The 21,885-nt window shown below is 74.5% G+C and carries 23 protein-coding genes; 11 read left to right on the forward strand and 12 right to left on the reverse strand.

The features are described 5' to 3' along the window. Positions 1-326: 326 nt before the first annotated feature. Positions 327-1,739 carry a xylulokinase gene (gene xylB / locus AB3388_RS16100; protein ID WP_495406309.1) on the reverse strand — a complete coding sequence of 471 codons (1,413 nt, stop codon included), beginning with the start codon at positions 1,737-1,739 and terminating at the stop codon, positions 327-329. Between the two features lie 177 nt (positions 1,740-1,916). On the opposite strand from xylB, the gene AB3388_RS16105 reads away from it, so the two are divergent. Beyond that, complete coding sequence (locus tag AB3388_RS16105; RefSeq protein ID WP_495406310.1) at positions 1,917-3,161, forward strand: polyhydroxyalkanoate depolymerase; 1,245 nt, start codon at positions 1,917-1,919, stop codon at positions 3,159-3,161. A 44-nt stretch (positions 3,162-3,205) separates the two neighbouring features. Here AB3388_RS16105 and xylA read toward each other — a convergent pair whose 3' ends face one another. Next, positions 3,206-4,396 (reverse strand): xylose isomerase, encoded by a 1,191-nt coding sequence (gene xylA / locus AB3388_RS16110; RefSeq protein ID WP_495406311.1) that lies wholly within the window; start codon positions 4,394-4,396, stop codon positions 3,206-3,208. Between the two features lie 74 nt (positions 4,397-4,470). Here xylA and AB3388_RS16115 point away from each other — a divergent pair, with 74 nt between their 5' ends. Together AB3388_RS16115 and arr are read left to right on the forward strand one after the other, a co-directional pair. After that, positions 4,471-5,658, forward strand: a complete 1,188-nt coding sequence (locus tag AB3388_RS16115; protein ID WP_495406312.1) for an ROK family protein — start codon at positions 4,471-4,473, stop codon at positions 5,656-5,658. Positions 5,659-5,686: 28 nt separating this feature from the next. After that, complete coding sequence (arr, locus tag AB3388_RS16120; protein WP_495406313.1) at positions 5,687-6,148, forward strand: NAD(+)--rifampin ADP-ribosyltransferase; 462 nt, start codon at positions 5,687-5,689, stop codon at positions 6,146-6,148. 418 nt (positions 6,149-6,566) lie between these two features. Here arr and AB3388_RS16125 read toward each other — a convergent pair whose 3' ends face one another. The 4 genes from AB3388_RS16125 to AB3388_RS16140 form a co-directional block, all read right to left on the reverse strand. Next, positions 6,567-7,610, reverse strand: a complete 1,044-nt coding sequence (locus AB3388_RS16125; RefSeq protein ID WP_495406161.1) for an IS110 family RNA-guided transposase — start codon at positions 7,608-7,610, stop codon at positions 6,567-6,569. Between the two features lie 81 nt (positions 7,611-7,691). Continuing rightward, a complete protein-coding gene (locus tag AB3388_RS16130; RefSeq protein WP_495411467.1) occupies positions 7,692-8,093 on the reverse strand; it encodes a dioxygenase family protein in 402 nt (133 codons plus the stop codon). A gap of 12 nt (positions 8,094-8,105) precedes the next feature. Continuing rightward, the gene (locus AB3388_RS16135; protein WP_495406314.1) at positions 8,106-8,252 is read right to left on the reverse strand and encodes a hypothetical protein; all 147 of its coding nucleotides are present in this window, start codon (positions 8,250-8,252) and stop codon (positions 8,106-8,108) included. Between the two features lie 191 nt (positions 8,253-8,443). Then, the gene (locus AB3388_RS16140; RefSeq protein WP_495406315.1) at positions 8,444-9,118 is read right to left on the reverse strand and encodes a GTP cyclohydrolase II; all 675 of its coding nucleotides are present in this window, start codon (positions 9,116-9,118) and stop codon (positions 8,444-8,446) included. 94 nt (positions 9,119-9,212) lie between these two features. Between AB3388_RS16140 and AB3388_RS16145 the strand changes: the two genes are divergently transcribed. The 5 genes from AB3388_RS16145 to AB3388_RS16165 all read left to right on the forward strand — a co-directional run bounded on the left by AB3388_RS16145 (position 9,213) and on the right by AB3388_RS16165 (position 12,770). Then, positions 9,213-9,710, forward strand: a complete 498-nt coding sequence (locus AB3388_RS16145; protein WP_495406316.1) for a MarR family winged helix-turn-helix transcriptional regulator — start codon at positions 9,213-9,215, stop codon at positions 9,708-9,710. 10 nt (positions 9,711-9,720) lie between these two features. Beyond that, on the forward strand, positions 9,721-10,080 hold the full coding sequence (locus tag AB3388_RS16150) for a DUF6221 family protein (RefSeq protein WP_495406317.1): 360 nt from the start codon (positions 9,721-9,723) through the stop codon (positions 10,078-10,080). Between the two features lie 68 nt (positions 10,081-10,148). Beyond that, positions 10,149-10,748 carry a TetR/AcrR family transcriptional regulator gene (locus AB3388_RS16155; protein WP_495406318.1) on the forward strand — a complete coding sequence of 200 codons (600 nt, stop codon included), beginning with the start codon at positions 10,149-10,151 and terminating at the stop codon, positions 10,746-10,748. An 80-nt stretch (positions 10,749-10,828) separates the two neighbouring features. After that, complete coding sequence (locus AB3388_RS16160; protein WP_495406319.1) at positions 10,829-12,502, forward strand: MDR family MFS transporter; 1,674 nt, start codon at positions 10,829-10,831, stop codon at positions 12,500-12,502. An 82-nt stretch (positions 12,503-12,584) separates the two neighbouring features. Further along, the gene (locus AB3388_RS16165; protein WP_495406320.1) at positions 12,585-12,770 is read left to right on the forward strand and encodes a hypothetical protein; all 186 of its coding nucleotides are present in this window, start codon (positions 12,585-12,587) and stop codon (positions 12,768-12,770) included. 2 nt (positions 12,771-12,772) lie between these two features. On the opposite strand, the gene AB3388_RS16170 is transcribed toward AB3388_RS16165, so the two are convergent. Both AB3388_RS16170 and AB3388_RS16175 read right to left on the reverse strand, forming a co-directional pair. Continuing rightward, on the reverse strand, positions 12,773-13,504 hold the full coding sequence (locus AB3388_RS16170; protein ID WP_495411468.1) for an MFS transporter: 732 nt from the start codon (positions 13,502-13,504) through the stop codon (positions 12,773-12,775). Beyond that, entirely contained in the window at positions 13,492-14,145 is a 654-nt protein-coding gene (locus AB3388_RS16175; protein ID WP_495406321.1) for an MFS transporter, read from the reverse strand. The genes AB3388_RS16170 and AB3388_RS16175 overlap by 13 nt, the downstream gene beginning before the upstream one ends. A gap of 87 nt (positions 14,146-14,232) precedes the next feature. On the opposite strand from AB3388_RS16175, the gene AB3388_RS16180 reads away from it, so the two are divergent. The 3 genes from AB3388_RS16180 to AB3388_RS16190 all read left to right on the forward strand — a co-directional run bounded on the left by AB3388_RS16180 (position 14,233) and on the right by AB3388_RS16190 (position 16,586). Next, positions 14,233-15,093, forward strand: a complete 861-nt coding sequence (locus tag AB3388_RS16180; RefSeq protein ID WP_495406322.1) for a helix-turn-helix domain-containing protein — start codon at positions 14,233-14,235, stop codon at positions 15,091-15,093. Positions 15,094-15,204: 111 nt separating this feature from the next. Next, a complete protein-coding gene (locus AB3388_RS16185; protein WP_495406323.1) occupies positions 15,205-15,594 on the forward strand; it encodes a (R)-mandelonitrile lyase in 390 nt (129 codons plus the stop codon). Further along, positions 15,591-16,586: an aldo/keto reductase gene (locus tag AB3388_RS16190; RefSeq protein WP_495406324.1), complete on the forward strand. Its 996-nt coding sequence runs from the start codon at positions 15,591-15,593 to the stop codon at positions 16,584-16,586. The genes AB3388_RS16185 and AB3388_RS16190 overlap by 4 nt, the downstream gene beginning before the upstream one ends. Here the strand turns inward: AB3388_RS16190 and AB3388_RS16195 are convergent. The 4 genes from AB3388_RS16195 to AB3388_RS16210 are packed head-to-tail and all read right to left on the reverse strand — an operon-like array spanning position 16,567 to position 21,866. Continuing rightward, a complete protein-coding gene (locus AB3388_RS16195; protein WP_495406325.1) occupies positions 16,567-17,358 on the reverse strand; it encodes an SGNH/GDSL hydrolase family protein in 792 nt (263 codons plus the stop codon). The genes AB3388_RS16190 and AB3388_RS16195 overlap by 20 nt on opposite strands. Beyond that, positions 17,355-18,332: a Gfo/Idh/MocA family protein gene (locus tag AB3388_RS16200; RefSeq protein WP_495406326.1), complete on the reverse strand. Its 978-nt coding sequence runs from the start codon at positions 18,330-18,332 to the stop codon at positions 17,355-17,357. Before AB3388_RS16200 ends, AB3388_RS16195 begins: the two co-directional genes overlap by 4 nt. A gap of 4 nt (positions 18,333-18,336) precedes the next feature. Further along, complete coding sequence (locus AB3388_RS16205) at positions 18,337-20,955, reverse strand: family 78 glycoside hydrolase catalytic domain (protein WP_495406327.1); 2,619 nt, start codon at positions 20,953-20,955, stop codon at positions 18,337-18,339. Beyond that, entirely contained in the window at positions 20,952-21,866 is a 915-nt protein-coding gene (locus tag AB3388_RS16210; protein ID WP_495406328.1) for an alpha/beta hydrolase fold domain-containing protein, read from the reverse strand. Before AB3388_RS16210 ends, AB3388_RS16205 begins: the two co-directional genes overlap by 4 nt. Positions 21,867-21,885: the final 19 nt, after the last annotated feature.

Below are 21,885 nucleotides of genomic sequence, written 5' to 3' on the forward strand. Positions count from 1 at the left end.
CCGGGAACTCAAACCTCCCGACGCGAGAAGGCACTCCGTGCACGAGCGGGCGGCGAGTTGCCGTGTCGCGTGCACGGATCGCCTTCTCGGCGGCGTCGGCGGGTCGGCTGACCCGCGCGCGTGCCCCCGGACACGCCACGACCCCGGCGCGGGGATTTCACGGCCACGCCGGGGTCGGTCGGCCCCCCAGATGCCCGCCGGGGGGACCGGCAAACGTTACCGGGACCAAGGTCCCGCACGTTGGCGGGCGGGGCGCACCCGAGATGCGCCCCGGGGCCCCGCCCGGCGACAGCATGCGGCGCGCAACACGGCTGCGCAACAGATGTCTAGGACGTCTGCCGCGCCGCGGTGAGCTCCCGGACCTCGGCGTAGCGCTCGCGCACGAACGGCACCGGGTCGGCCTCGTGCACGGCCGTCCCGGGCACCGGCCACTCCGGCGGGGTGTCGCCCCCGGCCAGCACCCACGCGGCCTGCCGGGCGGCGCCGTCGGCGACGTACTCGGACGGCGGCGGCACGAGGACCGGCACCCCGAGGACGGCGGGCGCGATCCGGCGCACCGCCTCCGACTGGGCCCCGCCGCCGACCAGGAACACCCGGCGGACCGGCGTCCCCCCGGCGGCGACGGCGTCCAGCCCGTCGGCCAGGCCGCACAGCAGGCCCTCCACCGCGGCCCGGGCCAGGTGCGCGCGTTCGGCGGTCGCCTGGGTGAGCCCGTGCAGCGCGCCGGTGGCGTCCGGCCGGTTCGGCGTCCGCTCGCCCTCCAGGTAGGGCACCAGCACGAGGCCGCCCGCGCCGGCCGGGGCGGACAGCGCCAGCCGGGAGAGCTCCGCGTGGTCGACACCGAGCAGCCGGGCGGTCGCGTCCAGCACCTGGGCGGCATTGAGGGTGGCGATCAGCGGCAGGTAGTGGCCGGTCGCGTCGGCGAACCCGGCCACCGTGCCGGTCGGGTCGGCGACCGGCGCCGAGGTCACCATGTCGACCACGCCGGAGGTGCCGATCGAGCAGACGACATCGCCGGGCTCGGCGGCCAGCCCGAGCGCGGCCGCGGCGTTGTCGCCCGAGCCCGGGCCGAGGACGACGTCCCCCGCCCGCCCGGCCGCCTCCGCCGGCCCGAGCACCCGCGGGACGACGGCCCGGTGCCCGAGCCCCCGCTCCAGCAGGTCGAGCCGGTACTCCCCCGTCGCCGCCGACCAGTAGCCGGTGCCACTGGCGTCGCCGCGGTCGGTCACCAGCGCGTCGAGGGCGGGCGCGCCGGCCAGCCGCCAGGTCAGCCAGTCGTGCGGCAGGCAGACCGCGGCAGTGCGGGCCGCGTTCGCCGGCTCGTGCTCGGCCAGCCAGCGCACCTTGGTCACGGTGAACGAGGCGACCGGCACCAGGCCGACCGCCTCGGCCCAGGCGGTGCGGCCGGCCGCTCCCCCGCCGAGCTCCTCGATCAGGTCCACGGCGGCGCCGGCCGAGCGGGTGTCGTTCCACAGCAGCGCCGGGCGCACGACGGCGCCGTCGTCGTCCAGGCAGACCATGCCGTGCTGCTGGCCGCCGACGGCGAGCGCCGCGACGTCGTCCAGCCCGCCGGCCTCGGCGAGCGCGGTGGTCAGCGCGGCCTCCCAGGCCGCCGGGTCGACCTCCGTCCCCGGCGGGTGCGGCGCGCGACCGGACCGGACCAGCGTCCCGGTCTCGGCGTCGCGGACGACGACCTTGCACGCCTGGGTCGACGAGTCGACCCCCGCGACGAGCGTCATCGAGCGATCCTCCTAGTGATTCGGACGGGCGGTGGTGGGGCGGGAGTGACGTCGGGGACCGCCGGGCGCGCGTCGCGCGGCGCCGACATGCCGACCCCGGAACCTCTGGTTAGCGTGACCGCGTGTGGCGCAGGCCACACGCTGTGCCGCATCCCATCGACGACGACGGGCAGGACTGTGCTCTACACCGCCTACGAGTGGCAGCGCCGGCTGAGCGCGCCGACCAGGATCACCTCCGAGCTGACCGCGCGCGCCCTGGAGGGCCTGCCCGTCCCGCTCGCCGGAATGCCCAGCGCGCGCCGGCTGCGCGCGGCGTGCGACATCGTGGCGCGCGCCCGCCCCACCCACGTCCGCCCGCACTGGGACATCGAGTCGGTGGTCGTGGACGGGCGGGACGCCGACGTGTTCCCCCAGCCGGAGACGTCGACCCCGTTCGGCACGCTGGTGCACTTCGCCAAGCCGGGGGTCACCGGCCAGCCGCGGGTGCTGGTCGTCGGGCCGATGTCGGGGCACTTCGCGACGCTGCTGCGGCCGACGATCCGCACCCTGCTCGCCGACCACGACGTGTTCGTCCTGGACTGGCACAACGCCCGCGACATCCCCCTGGAGCACGGCCGGTTCGGCCTGGACGAGTACATCGACCACGTGCTGCAGGCGCTGCGGCACCTCGGCCCCGACACCCACGTCATGGCCGTGTGCCAGCCGGCCCCGCTGGTCCTGGCGGCGGTCGCCCTGCTGGCCGAGGACGACGACCCGGCGCAGCCGAGCAGCCTCACGCTGATGGCCGGCCCGGTGGACACCCGGATCAACCCGAACCGGGTCAACGCGATGGCCGACCGGACGCCGCTGTCCTTCTACCGCAACGTGCTGACCACGACCGTGCCCGCCCGCTACCCCGGCAAGGGCCGGCGCGTGTACCCCGGCGTCGCGCAGCTGTCCGCGTTCATGTCGATGAACCCGCGGCGCCACCTGGGCGCCCACCTCGCGCTCTACCGGGCGCTGGTCGCCGGGGACGACGCGAAGGCGGCGCACACCCGCGGCTTCTACGACGAGTACGGCGCGGTCATGGACGTGCCCGCGGACTTCTACCTGGAGACGCTGCAGCGGGTCTTCATGGAGCACCACCTGCCGGCCGGCCGGTTCACCTGGCGCGGGCGGGCGGTCGACCCGGCCGCCATCCGGCGCACCGCGCTGCTCACCGTCGAGGGGGCGGACGACGACATGTGCTCGCCCGGCCAGACCGCGGCGGCGCACGACCTGTGCTCGGGCATCCCGGCCGACCGGCACCGCTCGCACCTGCAGCCGGGCGTCGGCCACTACGGCGTCTTCGCCGGATCCCGCTGGGAGGCCGAGATCTACCCGGTCGTCCGCGAGTTCATCGCCGCGAGCCAGGGCGCGGTGCCCGAGGCCGCGACCCGCTGAGGCCGACGCGGCCGGGCCCCGGGGCCCGGCCGCGTCCGCCGGCGTCATCGGGCGCCGAGCACGTGCTCCAGGGCCAGCTGGGACAGGCGGACGGCGCCGACGCGGCGCGCGCCGGCGGCCTCGGCGTCGAAGTCCTCGAACGCCGAACGGTCGCGCAGCAGGTCCTCGTAGGTCTCCCCCTCGGCCAGCGTGGGCTGCGCCGACTCGGGCACGCCCGCCGCGGCCAGCGCCTCCTGCACCTCCGGGTCGGCACGGAACGCGGCCGCCCGCTCCTTGAGCAGCAGGTAGGTGCGCATGTTGGCGGCGGCGGACTCCCAGACGCCCTCGACGTCCTCGGTGCGCAGCGGCTTGTAGTCGAAGTGCCGGGGGCCCTCGTAGCGCGGGCCGCCGGACGGGAAGCCGTTCTCGATCAGGTCGACGGTGGCGAAGGCGGAGAGCAGGTCGCCGTGGCCGAAGACGAAGTCCTGGTCGTATCGCGGCCCCTTCTGGCCGTTGAGGTCGATGTGGAAGAGCTTGCCCTGCCACAGCGCCTGGGCGATGCCGTGCGTGAAGTTCAGCCCGGCCATCTGCTCGTGCCCGACCTCGGGGTTGAGGCCCACCAGGTCGGCGTGCTCGAGGGTGGAGATGAAGCCCAGGGCGTGCCCGATCGTGGGCAGGAAGATGTCGCCGCGCGGCTCGTTCGGCTTGGGCTCCAGCGCCAGGCGCAGGCCGTAGCCGCGGTCGATCGAGTACTGGGCGAGGGTGTCGATGCCCTCCCGGTACCGGTCCAGCGCGGCGCGCAGGTCCTTGGCGGTATCGACCTCGGCGCCCTCGCGGCCGCCCCACAGCACGTAGGTCTGCGCACCGAGCTCCGCGGCGAGATCCATGTTGCGCATGACCTTGCGCAGCGCGTACCGGCGGACGCCGCGGTCGTTGGCGGTGAGCGCGCCCTCCTTGAACACGGGGTGGGTGAACAGGTTGGTCGTCACCATGGGGACGACGAGGCCGGTCTCCTCCAGCGCCGCGCGGAAGCGCTTGATGTGCTGCTCGCGGGCGCCCTCGTCGCTGCCGAACGGGATCAGGTCGTCGTCGTGGAAGGTCACGCCGTAGGCGCCGAACTCGGCGAGCCGGTGCACGCTCTCCACCGGGTCGAGCGCGGGGCGGGTGGCCTCGCCGAACGGGTCGCGCGCCGCCCAGCCCACGGTCCACAGGCCGAAGGAGAACTTGTCGTCGCGGGTGGGCTGGGTGCTGCTCAAGACGGCTCCTCCGGGGGTGGGAAAAGATTTGTTCTGTGCTGGAACATAATCCATGCCACGGCTAGCCTCAAGGGGTGGACACGGTCGCGGCCCGGCAGTCGACGGTGCGCGCGGCCAACCTCGCTCTGGTGCTGCGCACGGTCTGCGCCGCACCGGCTCCACTCTCGCGGGCCGACGTCGCCGCGGCCACCGGGACGACCCGCGCCACCGCGGCGCGGCTGGCCGACGAGCTGGTGGCCGGCGGGCTGCTCGACGAGGTCGAGCGGGTCGCGCTGCCCCGCCGCGGCCGCCCGGCCACTCCCCTGGTCCCCGGCGCGCGGATCGCCGCGCTCGGCCTGCAGGTCGACGCCGGCCTGCTGGCCGCCCGGGTGCTCGACCTGCGCGGCCGGGTGGTCGCCGAGACGGTCGAGGACGGCGACTTCGTGGCCAGCGATCCCGCGGCGACGCTGGCCCGGCTGGGCTCGCTGACGTCCGCGATGCTCGCCGGCCTGCCCCCGAACCTGCGCCTGGTGGGGGCCGGGCTGGCGCTGCCCGGCATCGTCGACGTCGACGCCGGCGTGCTGCTGCGCGCGCCCAACCTCGGCTGGTCGGACCTGCGGCCCGCGGAGCTGCTGGCCCCACGGCTGCCCGAGGAGCTGTCCCCGGTGCTCGGCAACGAGGCCGACCTCGCCGCCCGCACCGTCGCCGAGGCCGCCCCGGGCCGGCCCGGCCCGCATCGCGACTTCGTCTACCTCTCCGGGCAGATCGGCATCGGCGGGGCCGCCGTCCTGGCCGGGCGGGTGATGACCGGCAGCTCCGGCTGGGCCGGCGAGATGGGGCACGTCTGCGTCGACCCCGACGGGCCGGCCTGCCGGTGCGGCTCCACCGGCTGCCTCGAGCAGTACGCCGGCCGGTCCGCGCTGCTGCGAGCGGCGGGGCTGCCGCTCGACGCCGGCCCGGAGGAGCTGCGCGCCCGGGCGCTCGACGGCGACCCGGCCGCCCGCTCCGCGCTGGCCACGGCGACCCGCGCGCTGGCCGTCGCCCTCGCCGGCGTGGTCAACGTGCTCGACATCCCCACCGTCGTCCTCGGCGGGCACCTCGGCCAGCTCGCCGACCTGCTGCGCCCGGAGCTGGGGGAACAGCTGGCCCGCCGCGTGCTCTCCGCCCGGTGGCGCGCCCTGCGGATCGAGGCGGCCGGTGCCGCGCCGGCTGCCGGTGCTTCCGGCGCCGCGCTGCGGGCGCTGGCCGGCGTCGTGGCCGACCCGGCCCGCCGGCTGCCCTGAGCCCGCGGCTCCGGCATCATCGCTCGTGGTGACCGAGAACAGCAGCCCCCACGTCCCCGTGACCTACGAGCGCTGCGCGCACGTCGAGGGGCCCTTCTTCCACGGGACGAGGTCCGCGCTCGAGGTCGGCGACGAGCTGGTGCCGGGCTACGGCTCCAACTTCCAGGCGGGCCGGGTGTCCAACCACATCTACTTCACCGCGCTCGTGGACACCGCCGCCTGGGGAGCCGAGCTGGCGACCGCGCTGGCCGGCAGCGACGAGCGCGGGCACATCTACGCCGTGGAGCCGCTGGGCCCGTTCGAGGACGACCCGAACGTGACGAACAAGCGGTTCCCCGGCAATCCCACGCAGTCCTACCGCACCCGCCATCCGCTGCGCGTCGTCGGCGAGGTGGCCGACTGGACGGGCCACGACCCGGAGGTGCTGAAGGGGATGCTCGACCACCTGGCGCAGTTGCGCGAGCAGGGCCTCGACGTCATCGAGGACTAGCTGCTGCCACCGCGTGTCGGATCTCGGTGGCCTCCGGGGCGTGCGACACCACCACGAGTCGACACTCGGTGGCGTCGACAACCGACCGAGCCCCGGCTCTCTATGAAGACGGGGGCCGGGGTCAAGTGGGTCTTGAGTCATCTGTTCCTTTCCGCGGCAAGGGTTGATCGCCGGCGGTGAGGAGCGGGTCCGGGTGGAGCGCCCGCAGCCGCGTAGCGGCGAGGACGAACGACCTGGAGGCGTGACGAATCGGTGGCAGGATCGCTGAGCCGCCGGAGAGGGCGAGTGGCCTTGCGCCGGGCGGGCTGCGCTCGGGTGAGCGGGGAGCCGGGCTCATCTCTCTATCGCCTCCTCATGGGGAGGACCAGGCCGGATGGGAGGGGCTTCGCTCCGGTGGCGCATCTCAGTCGTGGGCCGTCTAGGCGGCCAGAGCCGTGCGCGGGGCGCCTGCCGGAGCGAAGGGCTTGGTGGTGGTGAGCATCCACCAGATGGCCTCGGCGAGCCTGCGGGCGATGTCGACGCGGGCGACCTTCGCCCCGCGCTGCTTGCCCAGGCGGGTCTTGGTGCGCTGATAGCGCTCGGCGTAGACCGGGTGGCGGGCGGCGTGGGTGGCCGCCTCGATCAGCGCCCAGCGCAGATACTTCGGGCCGTTCTTGGCCAGCTCGCCGCGCCAGTCGTGCCCGCCGGACTGATCGACGGATGGGCACAGACCGGTGTAGCCGACCAGCTTCTTCGGTGTGGCGAACCGGCCGATGTCGCCGATCTCGGCGGCGATGGTGTAGCCGAGCACCCAGCCAATGCCCGGTGCGCTCATCAGCAGCGGCACATACCGGTGATCGGCACCGGCCCGGCGCAGCGCCGCCTCGCAGTCGGCGATCTCGCCGTCGAGGAGATCGATCAGCCGCAGCGCGGCGGCCACGTCGGCGGCCCACGGCTCGGGCAGCTCGAGGCTGTCGAGCAACCGCCGGCCGGCGGCGCCGAACAGATCCGAGACCGGGCAGGGATGGCCGAAGGTCAGCAGGGTGGCGTGGATCCGGTTCTTCAGCGCCGTGCGGTGGCGCACCAGGTGCAGCCGCCAGCGGGCCCGTTCCCGCTCGGCCCGGATGCCGGGGGTGGGCAGCCAGATCGCCGGCACCAGCTCCCGCCGCGACAGCTCGGCCAGCACCCAGGCATCGATCTTGTCGGTCTTGCAGGCCAACGGGGCGAACCCCTTGACCTTTAGCGCGTCAGCGATCTGCACCACCCAGCCGTGCCACTCCAACTGGTCATGAACGAAGCGGGCGCCGGTCATCGACTCGATCGCCGCCGCCACCGGCCCGCCGATCTCTGCCACCCGGTGGGCCAGCGAGGCCAGCCCACCGGCATCCGGCGCCGCGGTGGTCACCGCCAACGGCGCGCCCGCCTCGTCCATGACATGCACATCCAAACGAGTCCTGCTCAGATCCAACCCAACGTGCAACATGAGGACCGGGCCTCCTTCCGCCACACCTGCCGGCTCTCACCGCAAGCGTGATCCGGGGGGAGGCCCCCGTCTTCATGGCATTCAGGCCACCTGGACGGAGCGCTTGGCCAGGCCCATCGCGAACCCGTCGATCGCGGTGGTGGCCGGCGCGGTGGGGTCGGTCGCGGCGCCGAGGGTGACGAACAGCGGCGTGAAGTGCTGGACGGTCGGGTGCGCGTAGCGCAGGGCGGGCGCACGCAGCCGGAAGCGCGCCAGCCCCTCGACGTCCCCGCGGGCGAGGGCGTCGGCGGCCCAGGCGTCGAAGTCCGCGGACCACCCGGGGACGACGTCGGGCCGGGACCAGTCGAGGTAGGGCAGGCCGTGGGTCATGAACCCGGAGCCGACGACCAGCACGCCCGCTTCGCGCAGCGGCCGCAGCCGCTCCCCGAGGGACAGCAGCTCGGTCGTGTCGTGGGTGGGCAGGCTCAGCTGCAGAACCGGGATGTCCGCGGCCGGCTACATGACCTTGAGCGGCAGCCACGCGCCCTGGTCCAAGCCGCGGTTGCGGTGCTCGTGGAAGTGCTCGGTGTCCGGCAGCACCGCGAGCAGCTGCCGGGCGAGCGCCGACGGGTCCGGGGTGTCGTAGCGCATCCGGTAGTACATCGGGTGGAAGCCGCCGAAGTCGTAGACCAGCTCGGCCGCGGCGGCGTGCCGTGGGACAGGTACAGCGCCGGCAGCGGGCCGTCGTCCGGCGTCCAGGCCCGGTGCGCCTCGGCGGCGTCGCGGGCGGCGACGTGCCGCAGGTGGACGGCGAACGGGTGCCGCGGGCCGATGAGTGTTCGGGCTCCGGGTGCTCAGCCGGCCAGCGGCAGGTCGAGGGTGTGCGCGGTGTGGTCGCGCTTGACGGTCAGGTAGCGGGCGTTGGCCGCCGACAGGTGCACGCCGGTGGGCACGCGCTCGGTCACGGCGACGTCGAGCAGCGCGAGCTGGGCGGCCTTGTCGGGGTTGTTGGACAGCAGCCGGATGCGGTCGGCGCCGACGGCGTGCAGCATCTGCGCGGCGGCGGTGTAGTCGCGCTCGTCCTCGCCGTGGCCGAGTGCCAGGTTGGCCTCGTAGGTGTCCAGGCCGGCGTCCTGCAGCGCGTAGGCGTCGAGCTTGGCGTACAGACCGATCCCGCGACCCTCCTGGCGCAGGTAGAGGAGGAAGCCGCCCGCCTCGGTGATCCGCTCGGCCGCCTCGCGCAGCTGCGGGCCGCAGTCGCAGCGCTGGGAGCCGAACACGTCCCCGGTCAGGCACTCGCTGTGCGGGCGCACCATCGGCGCCGGGCCGCCGGCGACGGCGTCGTCGAGGGCGCCCCGCCAGTCGCCCAGGCCGAGCAGCAGGTGCTCCTTGCCGTCGGCGAGCCCGGTGAAGGTGAAGACGTCGGCGCTGGTCGCGTAACCGTCGGGGAACCGCAGCGGCACGGTCACCTGGGTGCGCACGGCGGCCGGCAGCGGGGCGAGACCGAGGTGGTCCGACAGCAGCGTCATGGCGGGGTCCTCCGAGGGACGGGGTTGGTTGTTGCTACAAGCGAACGTAGGCAGGAAACTTGTAGCGTCAACTATCTGGTGCGAGAATGGCGTCGTGGACGCGAACTGGCTGACCGAGGACGAGCTCCGGGCGTGGATGCGGCTGGTCGCCGTGGTCGAACTGCTCCCCGGCGCGCTCGACGCCCAACTGCGCCGCGACGCCGACCTCAGCCACTACGAGTACTACGTGCTGGCCATCCTGTCGGAGGCGCCGCACCGGACCCTGCGCATGACGGCGATCGCCTCCCGCACCAACGCCACGCTCCCCCGCCTCTCGCACGTGGTGCGCCGCCTGGAGGACCGCGGCCTGGTCGAGCGCTTCCCCTGCCCGCAGGACGGCCGGGCGACCAACGCCCGCCTCACCGAGGCCGGCTGGCGCAAGGTCCAGGAGGCCGCGCCCGGGCACGTCGCCAACGTCCGCGAACACGTCATCGACGCGCTCACGCCGGAGCAGGTCGAGCAGCTCTCCGCGATCTCCGCCACCCTCCTGCGGCGACTCGACCCGGAGGGCACGTTCGCCCTCCACGCCGCGACCGCGTCCCCGGCGCCCTGAGGCTCGGGCCATGACGCCGGCCGAGTTCCTGCCGGCCCGCGTCGCCGAGGACGAGGCGGCGGTCCGAGCCGCCGTCAGGTGGACCGACATCGGCGAGGTGTCGGGCTGGTACTGGAGCAACGCGGGCGATGCGGTGTTCCTCGACGGCGCCGACGTGTGCATCGTCGGCGGGCCGCGGGGACAGGGAACGCACGAACCCTCCGGTCGGCACATCGCCCGGTGGGACCCGGCGCGCCGCGTGGCCGAGTGCGCGTCCAAGCGGCCGATCGCGGAGCGGCACCGACCGCAACGCGGACGCGCGCGGTGCGGCGAGTGCGGCGGCGCGGAGTCCTGGCCGCGCCGCTCTCGCCCGCGAGCGGCGCGGGGGTGAGCAAGGCGACACGCCGTGCAGACTCCGCAAACTTGCAGAGACTGCAACTTCTCCGCCATGATGGCCGGGTGACCTCCGGACTGCGCGAGCGCAAGAAGCGCGCCACCCGCCTCGCGCTGCACGAGGCGGCGCTGCGGCTCGTCGCGGAGCGCGGCCTCGACCACGTGTCGGTCGACGACATCGCCGAGCGCGCCGACGTCTCCCCGCGCACCTTCTTCAACTACTTCTCCTCCAAGGACGACGCCGTCCTCGGGCTGGACCCGGACGCCTCGGGCCGCCAGGTCGCGGCGCTCCGTGACCGGCCGGCCGGCGAGACGCCGCTCGACGCGCTCCGCGCGGTGCAGCGCGTCCAGGCGGCCGAGATGGCCGAGGAGACCGAGCTCTGGCCGCTGCGGCTCAAGGTCATCGACGCCTCCCCGGTGCTCGTCGGCCGGCTGGCCGGCCTCTTCGGCGAGGCGGAGCGGGAGCTGGCCGAGGCGATCGCCGAGCGCACGGGCACCCGGGTCGGCGTCGACGTCTACCCCACCCTGCTGGCCGGCGTGGCCGGCGTCGCGCTGCGCACCGCGCTGCACCGCTGGCTGACCACCGACTTCACCGCCTCGCTGCCCGACCTCGTCGACGGGGCCTGGGACGCCCTGGCCGCCGGCCTCCCCGCACCACCCGCCTGAACTCCCGAGCGGCCGCCGCCGTCCGCTCGCCCCTCGGTGCCGCGCGCCCGCGGCACCGTCGCTCGACCGAGGAGACCCTCTTGCAGGCCCCGCCCTCAGACCCGTCCGCGCCGCCGATCGTCCTCACCCGCCGGCGGATCAACCTCATCTTCTCGGCCCTGCTCGCCGGCATGCTCATGGCGGCGCTGGACCAGACCATCGTCTCGACGGCGATGCCGACGATCGTCGGCGACCTCGGCGGCGTCTCGCACATGGCGTGGATGACCACCGCCTACCTGCTGGCGACGACCCTCGTCATGCCCGTGTACGGCAAGTTCGGCGACCTGTGGGGCCGCCGGAACCTCTTCCTCGTCGCGATCGGCCTGTTCACGATCGCGAGCTTCGGCGCCGCGCTGGCGCCGAGCTTCGGCTGGCTGGTGGTCTGGCGGGGCGTGCAGGGCCTCGGCGGCGGCGGCCTGATGATCCTGTCGCAGGCGATCATCGCCGACATCGTCCCGGCGCGGGAGCGGGCGAAGTACATGGGACCGATCGGCGCGCTGTTCGGCCTCTCCGCCGTCGCCGGGCCGCTCGTGGGCGGCTTCTTCACCGACTCCGCGGCCCTCGGCTGGCAGTGGTGCTTCTGGATCAACGTGCCGGTCGGCCTGGCCGCGTTCCTCATCGGCTGGTTCACCCTGACCCTGCCGCGCAAGCGCAGCACGACGCCGCTGGACTACGCCGGCATCGTGGCGCTCTCGGCCACCACGACGTCGCTGATCCTGTTCACCGACTTCGGCGGCAGCGACGGCTGGGGCGCGGCGAAGACGCTGTGGCTGCTCGGCGCGTTCGTCGTCTCGGCGTTCGTCTTCGTGGCGATCGAGCTGCGCGCGGCCGAGCCGATCATCCCGATGACGCTGTTCCGCAACCGGACCTTCGTCGTCGCCACGGCGCTGGGCCTGGCGGTGGGGCTGGGCATGTTCTCCGCGATCGCGTTCATGCCGACGTTCCTGCAGATGAGCTCGGGGCTCTCGGCGGCGAACTCCGGCCTGCTCATGCTGCCGATGACCGTCGGCATCATCGCGACCATCCAGAGCTCCGCCGGGTTCATCCAGCGGACCGGCCGCTACAAGGTCTTCACCGTCGCCGGTGTGGCCGTGATCCTGGCGGCGCTGGTCTGGATGACCACGCTGTCGGGCGGCACGTCGCTGTGGACGGTCGGCGCGATGTTCTTCGTCCTCGGCGCCGGGCTCGGCCTGATCATGCAGAACGTCGTCCTGGCCGCGCAGAACGCCGTCCCGGCGACCCAGATCGGCACCGCGACCTCGACGAACAACTACTTCCGCGAGGTCGGCGCCACCCTCGGCGTAGCCATCTTCGGGACGCTGTTCACCAGCCGGCTGGCCGACAACCTGGTCGGCGCGCTCACGGCGAACGGGCAGCAGGCGGTGCAGGCGGGCATCACCTCGCCGGAGACCCTGACGCCGGCGGCGGTGCAGGCCGCCGGCGAGCCGTTGAAGACGGCGATCGTCGACGCGTACGCCAACTCCCTCGCCCCGGTGTTCTGGTACCTGGTGCCGATCCTGGCCGTGGCGCTGGTGCTGGCGCTGTTCCTCAAGGAGATCCCGCTGGCCGAGGTCGCCGGCATGGTCGCCCGCGGCGAGGCCGTGGAGTCCGAGGAGGAGCTGGCCCGGATCATGGACGACGAGCAGCAGCGGGTGGCCGCCGGCGCGCGCACCGACCGCGACGACGACGCGCGGGAGGCCCCCGTCCCCGCATAGCGGTCGACCCCTGAGGCCCGGAACCGACCCGGTTCCGGGCCTCAGCCGTGCACGGGCCGGCCTTCCGCGGTGGGACGGCGTCGTGATCCGCAACGTCGTCGTCGGGCGGGTGCGCGAGGGAGTCGCGCGGGAGACCGTCGAGCAGGCCCTGGCCGCCATCGTCGCGCTGGACCCGCCCGGCTGCCTGGACCTGAAGGTGGGCGTCGTGCGGCGGGAGCTGTTCGACCCGATCTGCACCGACATCGCCCGCGTGCAGTTCGCGGCCTGAGGTCAGCTCGCCGCGGGCCGCAGCCGCAGGGCCGCCGCCGCCGCGGCCAGGGCGACCAGGGCGGCGAGGAGCAGGCTGACGCGCATCCCGTGCAGGAAGCCGCCCGGCCCGGCGAGCAGTGCGCCGAAGACCGCGACCGCAAGCGCTCCGCCGACCTGCCGGCTGGTGTTGAACACCCCGCCGGCGACCCCGGCGCGGGCGCCCTCGACGCTGCCCAGCAGCAGCGCGGTCACCGGCGGCATGATCAGCGGACCCGCCACCCCCGGCAGGACCATCGTCGCGGCGATCGCCCAGGCCGGCGTGTCAGGCGGGACGGCGGCGAGGGTGGCCAGTCCCGCGGTCATCAGGACCAGCCCCGTGACGACGAGGGCGCGGGTGCCGGTGCGCTGCGCGAGGCGGGCGATGAACGTGGTCAGGACGGCGCCGGCCAGCATCATCGGGAGGAACGTCGCCCCGGCGGCCACCGGCGACAGGCCGCGCACCTGCTGCAGGAACAGGCTCATCACGAACGGCAGCCCGTAGTAGCCGACGACGAAGGCGAACCCCACCGCGACGATCACCGTGACGTTGCGGGACCGGAACAGACCCAGCGGCACCATCGGGTGCGCGCCGCGCGCCTGCGCCACCAGGAACGCCGTCGACGCCGCCACCGCGATCCCGAACGCGGTCAGCACCTGCGGCGCGGTGAACCCGGCAGCACCGGCCTCGATCGCCCCGTAGGTCAGGCCGCCCATCGCCAGCACGGCCGTGACCTGGCCGATCCCGTCGAAGGGCGCGGGCCGGTGGGGGAACGCGGGCTGCGCGCGAGCAGGAGCAGGGCCACCGCGCCGGCCGGCACGTTGAGCAGGAAGATCCACCGCCACGAGACCAGCGTGAGCAGCCCGCCCAGCACCGGCCCCGAGGACGACGCGACCGCGCCGCCCATCGCCCACATCCCCACGGCGCGCGCCCGGCGGACCGGGTCCGGGTAGGCCTGACCGATCAGCGCCATCGACGACGGCATCATCACCGCGGCCCCGGCGCCCTGGACGAACCGGGCGGCCACGAGGACCCCCAGGTCCGGCGCCAGACCGCAGGCCACCGACGCGCCCACGAACACCACGAGCCCGGCGCCGAACGCCCGGCGCGCACCGATCCGGTCCGACAGCGAGCCGGCCGACAGCAGCAGCCCGGCGAACAGGAGGGTGTAGCCGTCGACCACCCACTGCAGCCCGGTGATGCCGCCACCGAGATCGGCCCGCATCGAGGGGAGCGCGACGTTCACCACGACCGCGTCGAGGGTGATCACGAAGAAGCCGAGCACCGCTGCGCCCAGTGTCGCGGCGGCGGGCGTGCGGGTGGTCGTCGTCCCCGGGGTCGTGGTCAGCGTGGCCATCGAGGCCAGGGAACCAGCGCGCTCGGGCGGGAGGGAGACGCCGTCCTCAGGGGTACCGGCAGCACCCCCCTCCGTACGCTCGGGCGCGTGACCGGCCGGGACGACGTCCGCGGAGCCATCCGCGAGTTCCTCACCACCCGGCGCGCGAAGGTGTCCCCCGAGCAGGCCGGTCTCCCGGCGTACGGCGGCAACCGGCGGGTGCCCGGGCTGCGCCGGCAGGAGGTGGCCCTGCTCGCCGGCATCTCGGTCGAGTACTACACGCAGCTCGAGCGCGGAACCGCGCGCGGCGTCTCGGCGGAGGTGCTCGACTCGATCGCCCGGGCGCTGCGGCTCGACGACGTGGAGCGCGACCACCTGCTGCGCCTGATGCGGCCGGCCGGCGCTCCCGGCCGGGCCGCGGGCGGGGCCGCTCCGGACGAGGTGCGGCCGAGCGTCCGGCGGCTGCTCGACACGATGACGGGGGCGGCCGCCTTCGTGCGCAACGGGCGCCTCGACGTCCTCCACGCCAACCGGCTCGCGACCGCGCTGTACGCGCCGATGTTCCTGGCCGCCGGCCGGCCGCCCAACCTGGCGCGGTTCGTCTTCCTCGATCCGGCCGCCACCGGGTTGTACGGCGACTGGGACCGGATCGCCGCGGCCGCGGTCGGCAGCCTGCGCGCCGAGACCGGGCGCTTCCCGCACGACCGGGCGCTGGCCGGCCTGGTGGCGGAGCTCTCGCAGCGCAGCGAGGGCTTCCGGCGCCGCTGGGCGGAGCACGACGTGCAGGACTACCGCAGCGGCGTCCAGCCCTTCCGGCATCCGGTCGCCGGGCAGCTCGTCCTCGACTACGACGCCCTGGAGCTGGCCTCGGACCGCGGGTTGACGATCGTGGCCTACACCGCCGAGGACGGCTCGCCGTCCCAGCGGGCGCTCGACCTGCTCGCCGCGTCGTCGTCCGGGCCGGCCTGATCGACCGGCCGGAGGAGTCCGAGGGGGTGGCTGCCGGTACCCCTCTCGACAGACCCTCCCTCCTGCCCGCGAGATCGCGTTCCCTGGAAGGCACCGACCGAGGAGGACAGCATGGAATTCGTCGCCGAGCAGCCGACCACCAAGGGGCCGGCCGAGTGGTTCACCGGTGACGTGCACTTCGACGTCATCGCCCGCAGCGAGGTGGCGCGGGTGAACACGGTGCGCTTCGCGCCGTGCGCCCGGACCGCGTGGCACTCGCACGCCCGCGGGCAGACCCTCCACGTCACCGACGGGGTCGGGCTGGTCCAGTCACGCGGCGGCGAGGTGCTCGTGATCCGCCCCGGCGACGTGATCTGGACCCCGCCGGGCGAGGAGCACTGGCACGGCGCCGCCCCGGACCGCTTCATGGTCCACACCGCCATCTGGGAGGGCGACGAGACGACGTGGGGCGACCACGTGACCGACGAGGAGTACGGCTACCCGGAGGGGACCTCGGCGTGAGGCACACCCGCACGCTCGGCCAGGGCCTGGAGGTCTCGGCCCTCGGCTTCGGTTGCATGGGCCTGTCCCAGAGCTACGGCCCGGTGCCCGCGCGCGAGGACTCGATCGCGCTGATCCGGGCGGCCGTCGACCGCGGCGTCACCTTCTTCGACACGGCGGAGGTCTACGGACCGTTCGTCAACGAGGAGCTCGTCGGCGAGGCCCTGGCGCCGGTGCGCGACCGGGTCGTGATCGCCACCAAGTTCGGGTTCGCGCTCGACGCGGACGGCCGGCAGACCGGCCTGACCAGCCGGCCGGAGGACATCCACCGGGCCGCCGACGGCTCGCTGCGCCGGCTCGGGACCGACGTCATCGACCTGTACTACCAGCACCGCGTCGACCCGGACGTCCCGATCGAGGACGTCGCCGGCGCGGTCAAGGAGCTCATCGAGGCCGGCAAGGTGCGCCACTTCGGGCTCTCCGAGGCCGCCCCGCGGACCATCCGCCGGGCGCACGCCGTCCAGCCCGTGACGGCGCTGCAGAGCGAGTACTCGCTGTGGTTCCGTGAGCCGGAGCCGGAGATCCTGCCGACCCTGGCGGAGCTCGGCATCGGCTTCGTGCCCTTCAGCCCGCTCGGCAAGGGTTTCCTCACCGGCACGGTCGACGCGACGACGACGTTCGGCAGCGGCGACATCCGCGGCACCATCCCGCGGTTCGCCGAGGAGGCCCGGCAGGCCAACCAGGCGCTGGTCGACCGGCTGGCGGGGATCGCCGGGCGGAAGAACGCCACGCCCGGCCAGGTCGCGCTCGCCTGGCTGCTCGCGCAGCAGCCGTGGATCGTCCCGATCCCCGGCACCAAGCGGCTCGAGCGGCTCGAGGAGAACACCGCGGCGGCCGGCCTCGAGCTGACCGACGACGACCTGCGGGAGATCGACGAGGCCGCGGCCGCGGTCGAGATCCAGGGCGCCCGCTACCCCGAGCAGCTCGACCGGCTCATCGACCGCGACCGCTGATCACGTCGACGAGCAGGTCAGCGACGGCGCGCATGCCGGCGGCGTTCGGGTGGTACGGGCCGACGCCCCCGGCCAGCACGTCGCCGAACTCCCAGCCGGTCACCCACGGCTCGGCCGAGCCGACGGCGTGGTCGCGGCTGATCGCCGACGCCTCGACGAGCTCGGCGCCGGAGAGCCGGGCCGCCTCGGCGGTGGCCGCCTCCAGCCGGAAGCTCAGGGTGCGGCAGGCGCGCAGGTCCTCGTCGGTCATCGGCAGCGCGGGACCCACGCCGTCCTCCGGGAGGACGGTCAGGTAGTCGACGAGGAGCACGCGCGCCCGCGGCGCCCGGTCGCGGACCGCGGCGACGAGGCCCGCGTACCTGGCCGGCAGCGCGGCGAGCGCGGCCTCGACCGCGTCCGGGGCGGCCGCCGTCGCGAAGAACTCCCCGGCCAACGGCGGAGCGACCTCGGGCGCGACCCGGTACGAGCACCGCGCCAGGGTCAGCATGTACTCGACGTCGTTGCCGCCGACAGTGATCGACACGAGCTCGGCGTCGGGCACCACCGCGTCGATCTGCGGGGGCACGCTGCCGCCGGTCATCAGCGCCTGCGGCCGGGACAGGACGTCGTCCACGGTCGCGCCGCCGCAGGTGACGTCGACGAGCCCGTACCCGAGCCGCCCGGCGACCAGGTGCGCGTAGTTGTTCCCCGACCGGCCGCAGCCGGCGTCGAGGATGGGCTCGATGCCGGGGCCGGACGCGAACGAGCTGCCCAGGGCGACGTGGACGGTCATCTCTCCCTCGCGTGCAGTTGCCGCCGGATCTCGTCGATGGTCTCCAGGACGGCGATCGTGTCGGCCAGCGGGCGCAGCGGGTGCTCGAGCAGCCCGTCGGCGAGCGCCTCGCCGACCGCCCGGAACATCGGCACGTACCCGCGGCCCTCCCTCGGCTCGCTCACCGTGCGCAGCTCGCCGAACGGCGGGGTGACGACGCTGAACGACTCGGCGGCCAGGAACAGCGGGCCGACCGCGATCAGCCCGCCGCTGCCGCCCACGCTCGCGGCCGGGGAGACGAAGCCGCGCAGCGAGGTGAGCAGCGAGGCGAACCGGCCGTCGCCGTAGCGCAGGTGCACCGAGGCGGTGAGGTCCAGCCCGTCCGCACGAAGCTCACCCGTCGCCTCCACCGACGTCGGCTCCCCGAGCAGCAGCCGGGCGAAGGTCAGCGGGTAGACGCCCATGTCGAGCAGTGCTCCCCCGCCGAGCTCCGGCCGCCAGTGGATCGCCTCGGGCGGCGGCGGGAAGCCGAAGCTCGCCTGCACGGTGCGCACCTCTCCGATCGCGCCGCCGGCCACCTCCTCCAGCAGCCGGCGGATCGTCGGGTTGAACCGCATCCACATGGCCTCCATGAGGAAGCGGCCCCGCTCGGCGGCGAGCGCGGCCAGCTCCCGTGCCTCGGCGGCGGTGGTCGTGAACGCCTTCTCCAGCAGCACGTGCTTGCCGGCCAGCAGCGCCTCGCGGGCCACCGCGTGGTGGGTGCCGATCGGCGTGCACACGTAGACGACGTCGACGTCCTCGTCGGCGAACAGCGCGTGGTAGGAGCCGTGCCACCGGGGCACCTCGTGCGCCTGTGCGAACGCCTCGGCCAGCTCCGGCGACCGCGAGGCGACCGCGACCAGGTCGAGGTTCTCGGTCAGGTGCAGGTCGCCGACCGTCGTCCGGCTGATCCCACCCGTGCCGACGATCCCCCAGCGCGGCCGCCGGTCCGCCACGCCGTCAGTCCTCGTCCGGGTGCCAGTTGAAGTCCTGCGGCTTCTCGACCGGCGCGACGGGGACGACGGTCCGCTCGAACGTGTGCCGGCCCGAGCCGACCTCGAACACCGCGCTGCCGTCGGGCAGCGACACCTCGGCGGTCGTGTTCGGCGGCACGGTCAGCTCCAGCGCGAACGAGGACCCGTCGAGCGTCCACGACACCGCGGCGGTGCCGTAGGGCGTCTCGTGGGTGGCCGCCGCAGACGTGATGCCCGGCCCGGGGCGCGGGGCGACCCGCAGCGTCCGGTAGCCCGGGGTCGCGGGGGCGAGTCCGGCGACCGTCCGGTGCAGCCAGTCGGCGACGGCGCCGTAGGCGTAGTGGTTGAACGAGGTCATCTCGCCCTCGTTGATGGAGCCGTCGGGGAGCATGGAGTCCCAGCGCTCCCAGACCGTCGTCGCGCCCATCGTCACCGGGTAGAGCCACGACGGGTTCTCCCGCTGCAGCAGCAGCTCGTAGGCGCTCGCCACCTCGCCGGCGTTGACCAGCGCGTCGGTGACGAACGGCGTGCCGAGGAAGCCGGTGGCGATGTGCCAGCCGTCCTTCTGCACCTGCTCGGCGAACAGCTTCCCGGCGTGCGCGCGCTGCTCGGGCAGCAGCAGATCGCACTCCAGCGCCAGCGCGTACGCCGTCTGCGCCGGGTAGGCGACCCGCCCGTTGGGGGCGACGTACTCGCTGCGGAAGCGCTCCGCGACGCGCTCGGCCAGGGCGGCGTACTCGCTGCCGTCGTGCCCGAGCACCGCGGCGGCCCGCGCCATGATCCGCGCCGTCTGCGCCAGGTAGGCGGTCGCGACCAGAGGCCACGGCGTCCGCGCGTCGCCGGGGCGGTCCGGCGGCGCGGCGGGGTCGAGCCAGTCGCCGAGCATGAAGGGGACGCCGGGCCAGTCGAGGTCCGGTCCGGCGGCCCGGGTGAAGGCGTCGAGCCACGCGGTCATCGACGGCCACTGGTCGGCGAGCACCTGCGCGTCGCCGTGCCCCTGGTACAGCGCCCACGGGACGAGCACCGCGGCGTCGCCCCACCCGGCCTCGGCCGACGGCGGGAAGGGCAGCAGCTTCAGGAACGGCACGTACAGCGGCGGCAGGCCGTTGTTGTCCTCGAGCTGCTCGACGGACAGGTCGGCCAGCCAGGACCGCAGCATCCCGGCGGTGTCGTAGAGGAACGTCGCCGTGGGCACGAACGCGGCGAGGTCGCCGGTCCAGCCGAGCCGCTCGTCGCGCTGCGGGCAGTCGGTCGGGACGTCGAGGAAGTTGCCGCGCATCCCCCACACGACGTTCTCGTGCAGCTTGGTCACGTCGGCGTCCGAGCAGGTGAACGTGCCGGTCGGGCGCAGGTCGGTGTGGACGACGACCGCCTCGAGGTCGTCGGCGGTCAGCTCGCCCGGCCAGCCCTCCACCTCGGCGTACCGGAAGCCGTGGAAGGTGAACCGCGGCTCCCACGTCCGCGGGCCCCGCCCGTCGAGGACGACGACGTCCGTGGCCCTGGCCTTGCGCAGCGGCCGGGTGCCCAGCTCGCCGTGCTCCAGGACCTCGGCGTGCCGCACGGTGATCTCCGTGCCGACCGGCGCGTCCGGGAGGCGGAACCGGATCCAGCCGACGAGGTTCTGCCCGAAGTCGACGAGCACCCTGCCCGACGGGGACCGGAACACCTCGACCGCCGGCAGGACCTGGGTGCGGCGCACCGGCGGGCCGGTGGGGGCCACGAGCGTCGCGGGGTCGAGCGAGCCGAGCTCGACCGGCGTCCAGTCGCCGTCGTCGAAGCCGGGGGTCGACCAGCCGGGCAGCTCGCGGCGGGCGTCATAGGTCTCGCCGTTGTAGATGCCGGCGGTGACGACCGGGCCGCGGGAGGAGCGCCAGGCGTCGTCGCTGGTCACCGTGGTGCGGCTGCCGTCGGGGTGCTCGACCTCCAGCTGCAGGAACAGGCCGGTGCGCTCGCCGTAGTGCGCGCGGGTGCCGGTGAAGCCGATGTAGCCGCGGTACCAGCCGTCGGCCAGCTGCACGCCGAGGGTGTTCGGGCCCTCGGCGAGCAGCGCCGTGACGTCGTAGGTCTGGTACCGCAGCCGGTGCCGGTAGCTGGTCCACCCGGGCGCGAGCACGTCGTCGCTCACGCCGGCGCCGTTCAGCTCGGCCGCGTACACGCCCTGCGCGGTGGCGTAGAGGCGGGCACGGGCGACCGGCTCGTCCAGGACGAAGTCACGCCGGAGCAGGACGACCGGCTCCTCGGCGTCGTCGGGCAGCACCGGCTGCACGAGCTGCGCCGTCCAGTCCGACGGGGACAGCAGCCCGGCCTCGACGACGGCGCCCTCGCTCCAGGCCGAGGGCTCCGCGGCCCCCTCGCCCCACACGCGGACCCGCGCGGTCCGCCGCTCGCGGCCGGTCAGCGGCGGCGCATCCCACGGCACGAGCACCGACTCGGCCGAGTCGACCCGGCCGGAGGACCAGTCGTCGATCTGGAGCTCGTAGGCGGCCTGCCGCCAGCCGGGCAGCTCGGTGCGCACGACCCAGGACAGCCGGGGCGTCGGCTCGCCGATGCCCAGCGGCTCCCGGTGGTGCTCGAACGTGACCGGTGCGACCGTCACGTCGCTCATCGCAGTGCCTCCTTGAGGTAGTCGACCGACAGCCCGACGACGCCGTCGATGTCGTCGTGGCCGTCGAAGATGTGCTGGGCGCCCTCGACCGGCACCAGCCGGGCGTCGACGCCGGCCGCGGTCAGCGCGGCGTGCAGCTGCTCGCTCTGGGCGAAGGGCACCAGCCAGTCGGCGGTGCCGTGCACCAGCAGGAACGGCGGGGCGTCCGGCGTCACGTGGGTGATCGGGCTGGCGTCGGCCAGGGCCGGCCCCTCCAGCCCGCGGGTGAGCTGGTCCTCGGGCGCGACCAGGAGCTCCGCCGGGAGCTTGGCTGCGATGTGCGGCGGCGGGCTCTTGCGCGGCATCGTGGCGAGGTCGGCCGGGCCGTACCAGTCGACGACGACGTCCACCGCGCTGGACGGGCCGACGAGGCCGTGGCTGCCCTCGAGGTCCGGCCGGTGCGCGGTGAGGCCGACCAGCGCGGCGATGTGCCCGCCGGCCGACTCGCCCATGACGCCGATCCTCTCAGTGGCGATCCCGAGCTCGTCGGCGTGCCCCCGCAGGTACCGGACGGCGGCCTTGGCGTCGAGCAGCTGCGCCGGGAACGGCGCCTCCAGCGCGTGCCGGTAGTCGATCGTGGCGACGGCGAGCCCCGCGTCGAGCAGCGCGTCGAAGACCTGGTCCGGCCGCAGCGTCTCGGGCAGGTGGCGGCGGTCGCCGAACATGAACCCGCCGCCGTGGATCCACACCACCAGCGGCGGCGCGTTCTCACCGGCGGGCACACACAGGTCCAGCTGCAGCGGCCGGTAGCCGAACGCGACGGCGTAGGTGAGGCCCGCGTAGTGCAGGGCGCCGTCCTCCCGGCGGGTCGGCTCGTGCGGCGGCAGGAAGCGGGCCGGGCCGGCCCACTCGGTCGTGTCGGTGGAGCTCATCCTTCGTCGTTCTCCGTTT

Source organism: Geodermatophilus sp. SMS 5-13, from assembly GCF_059428245.1.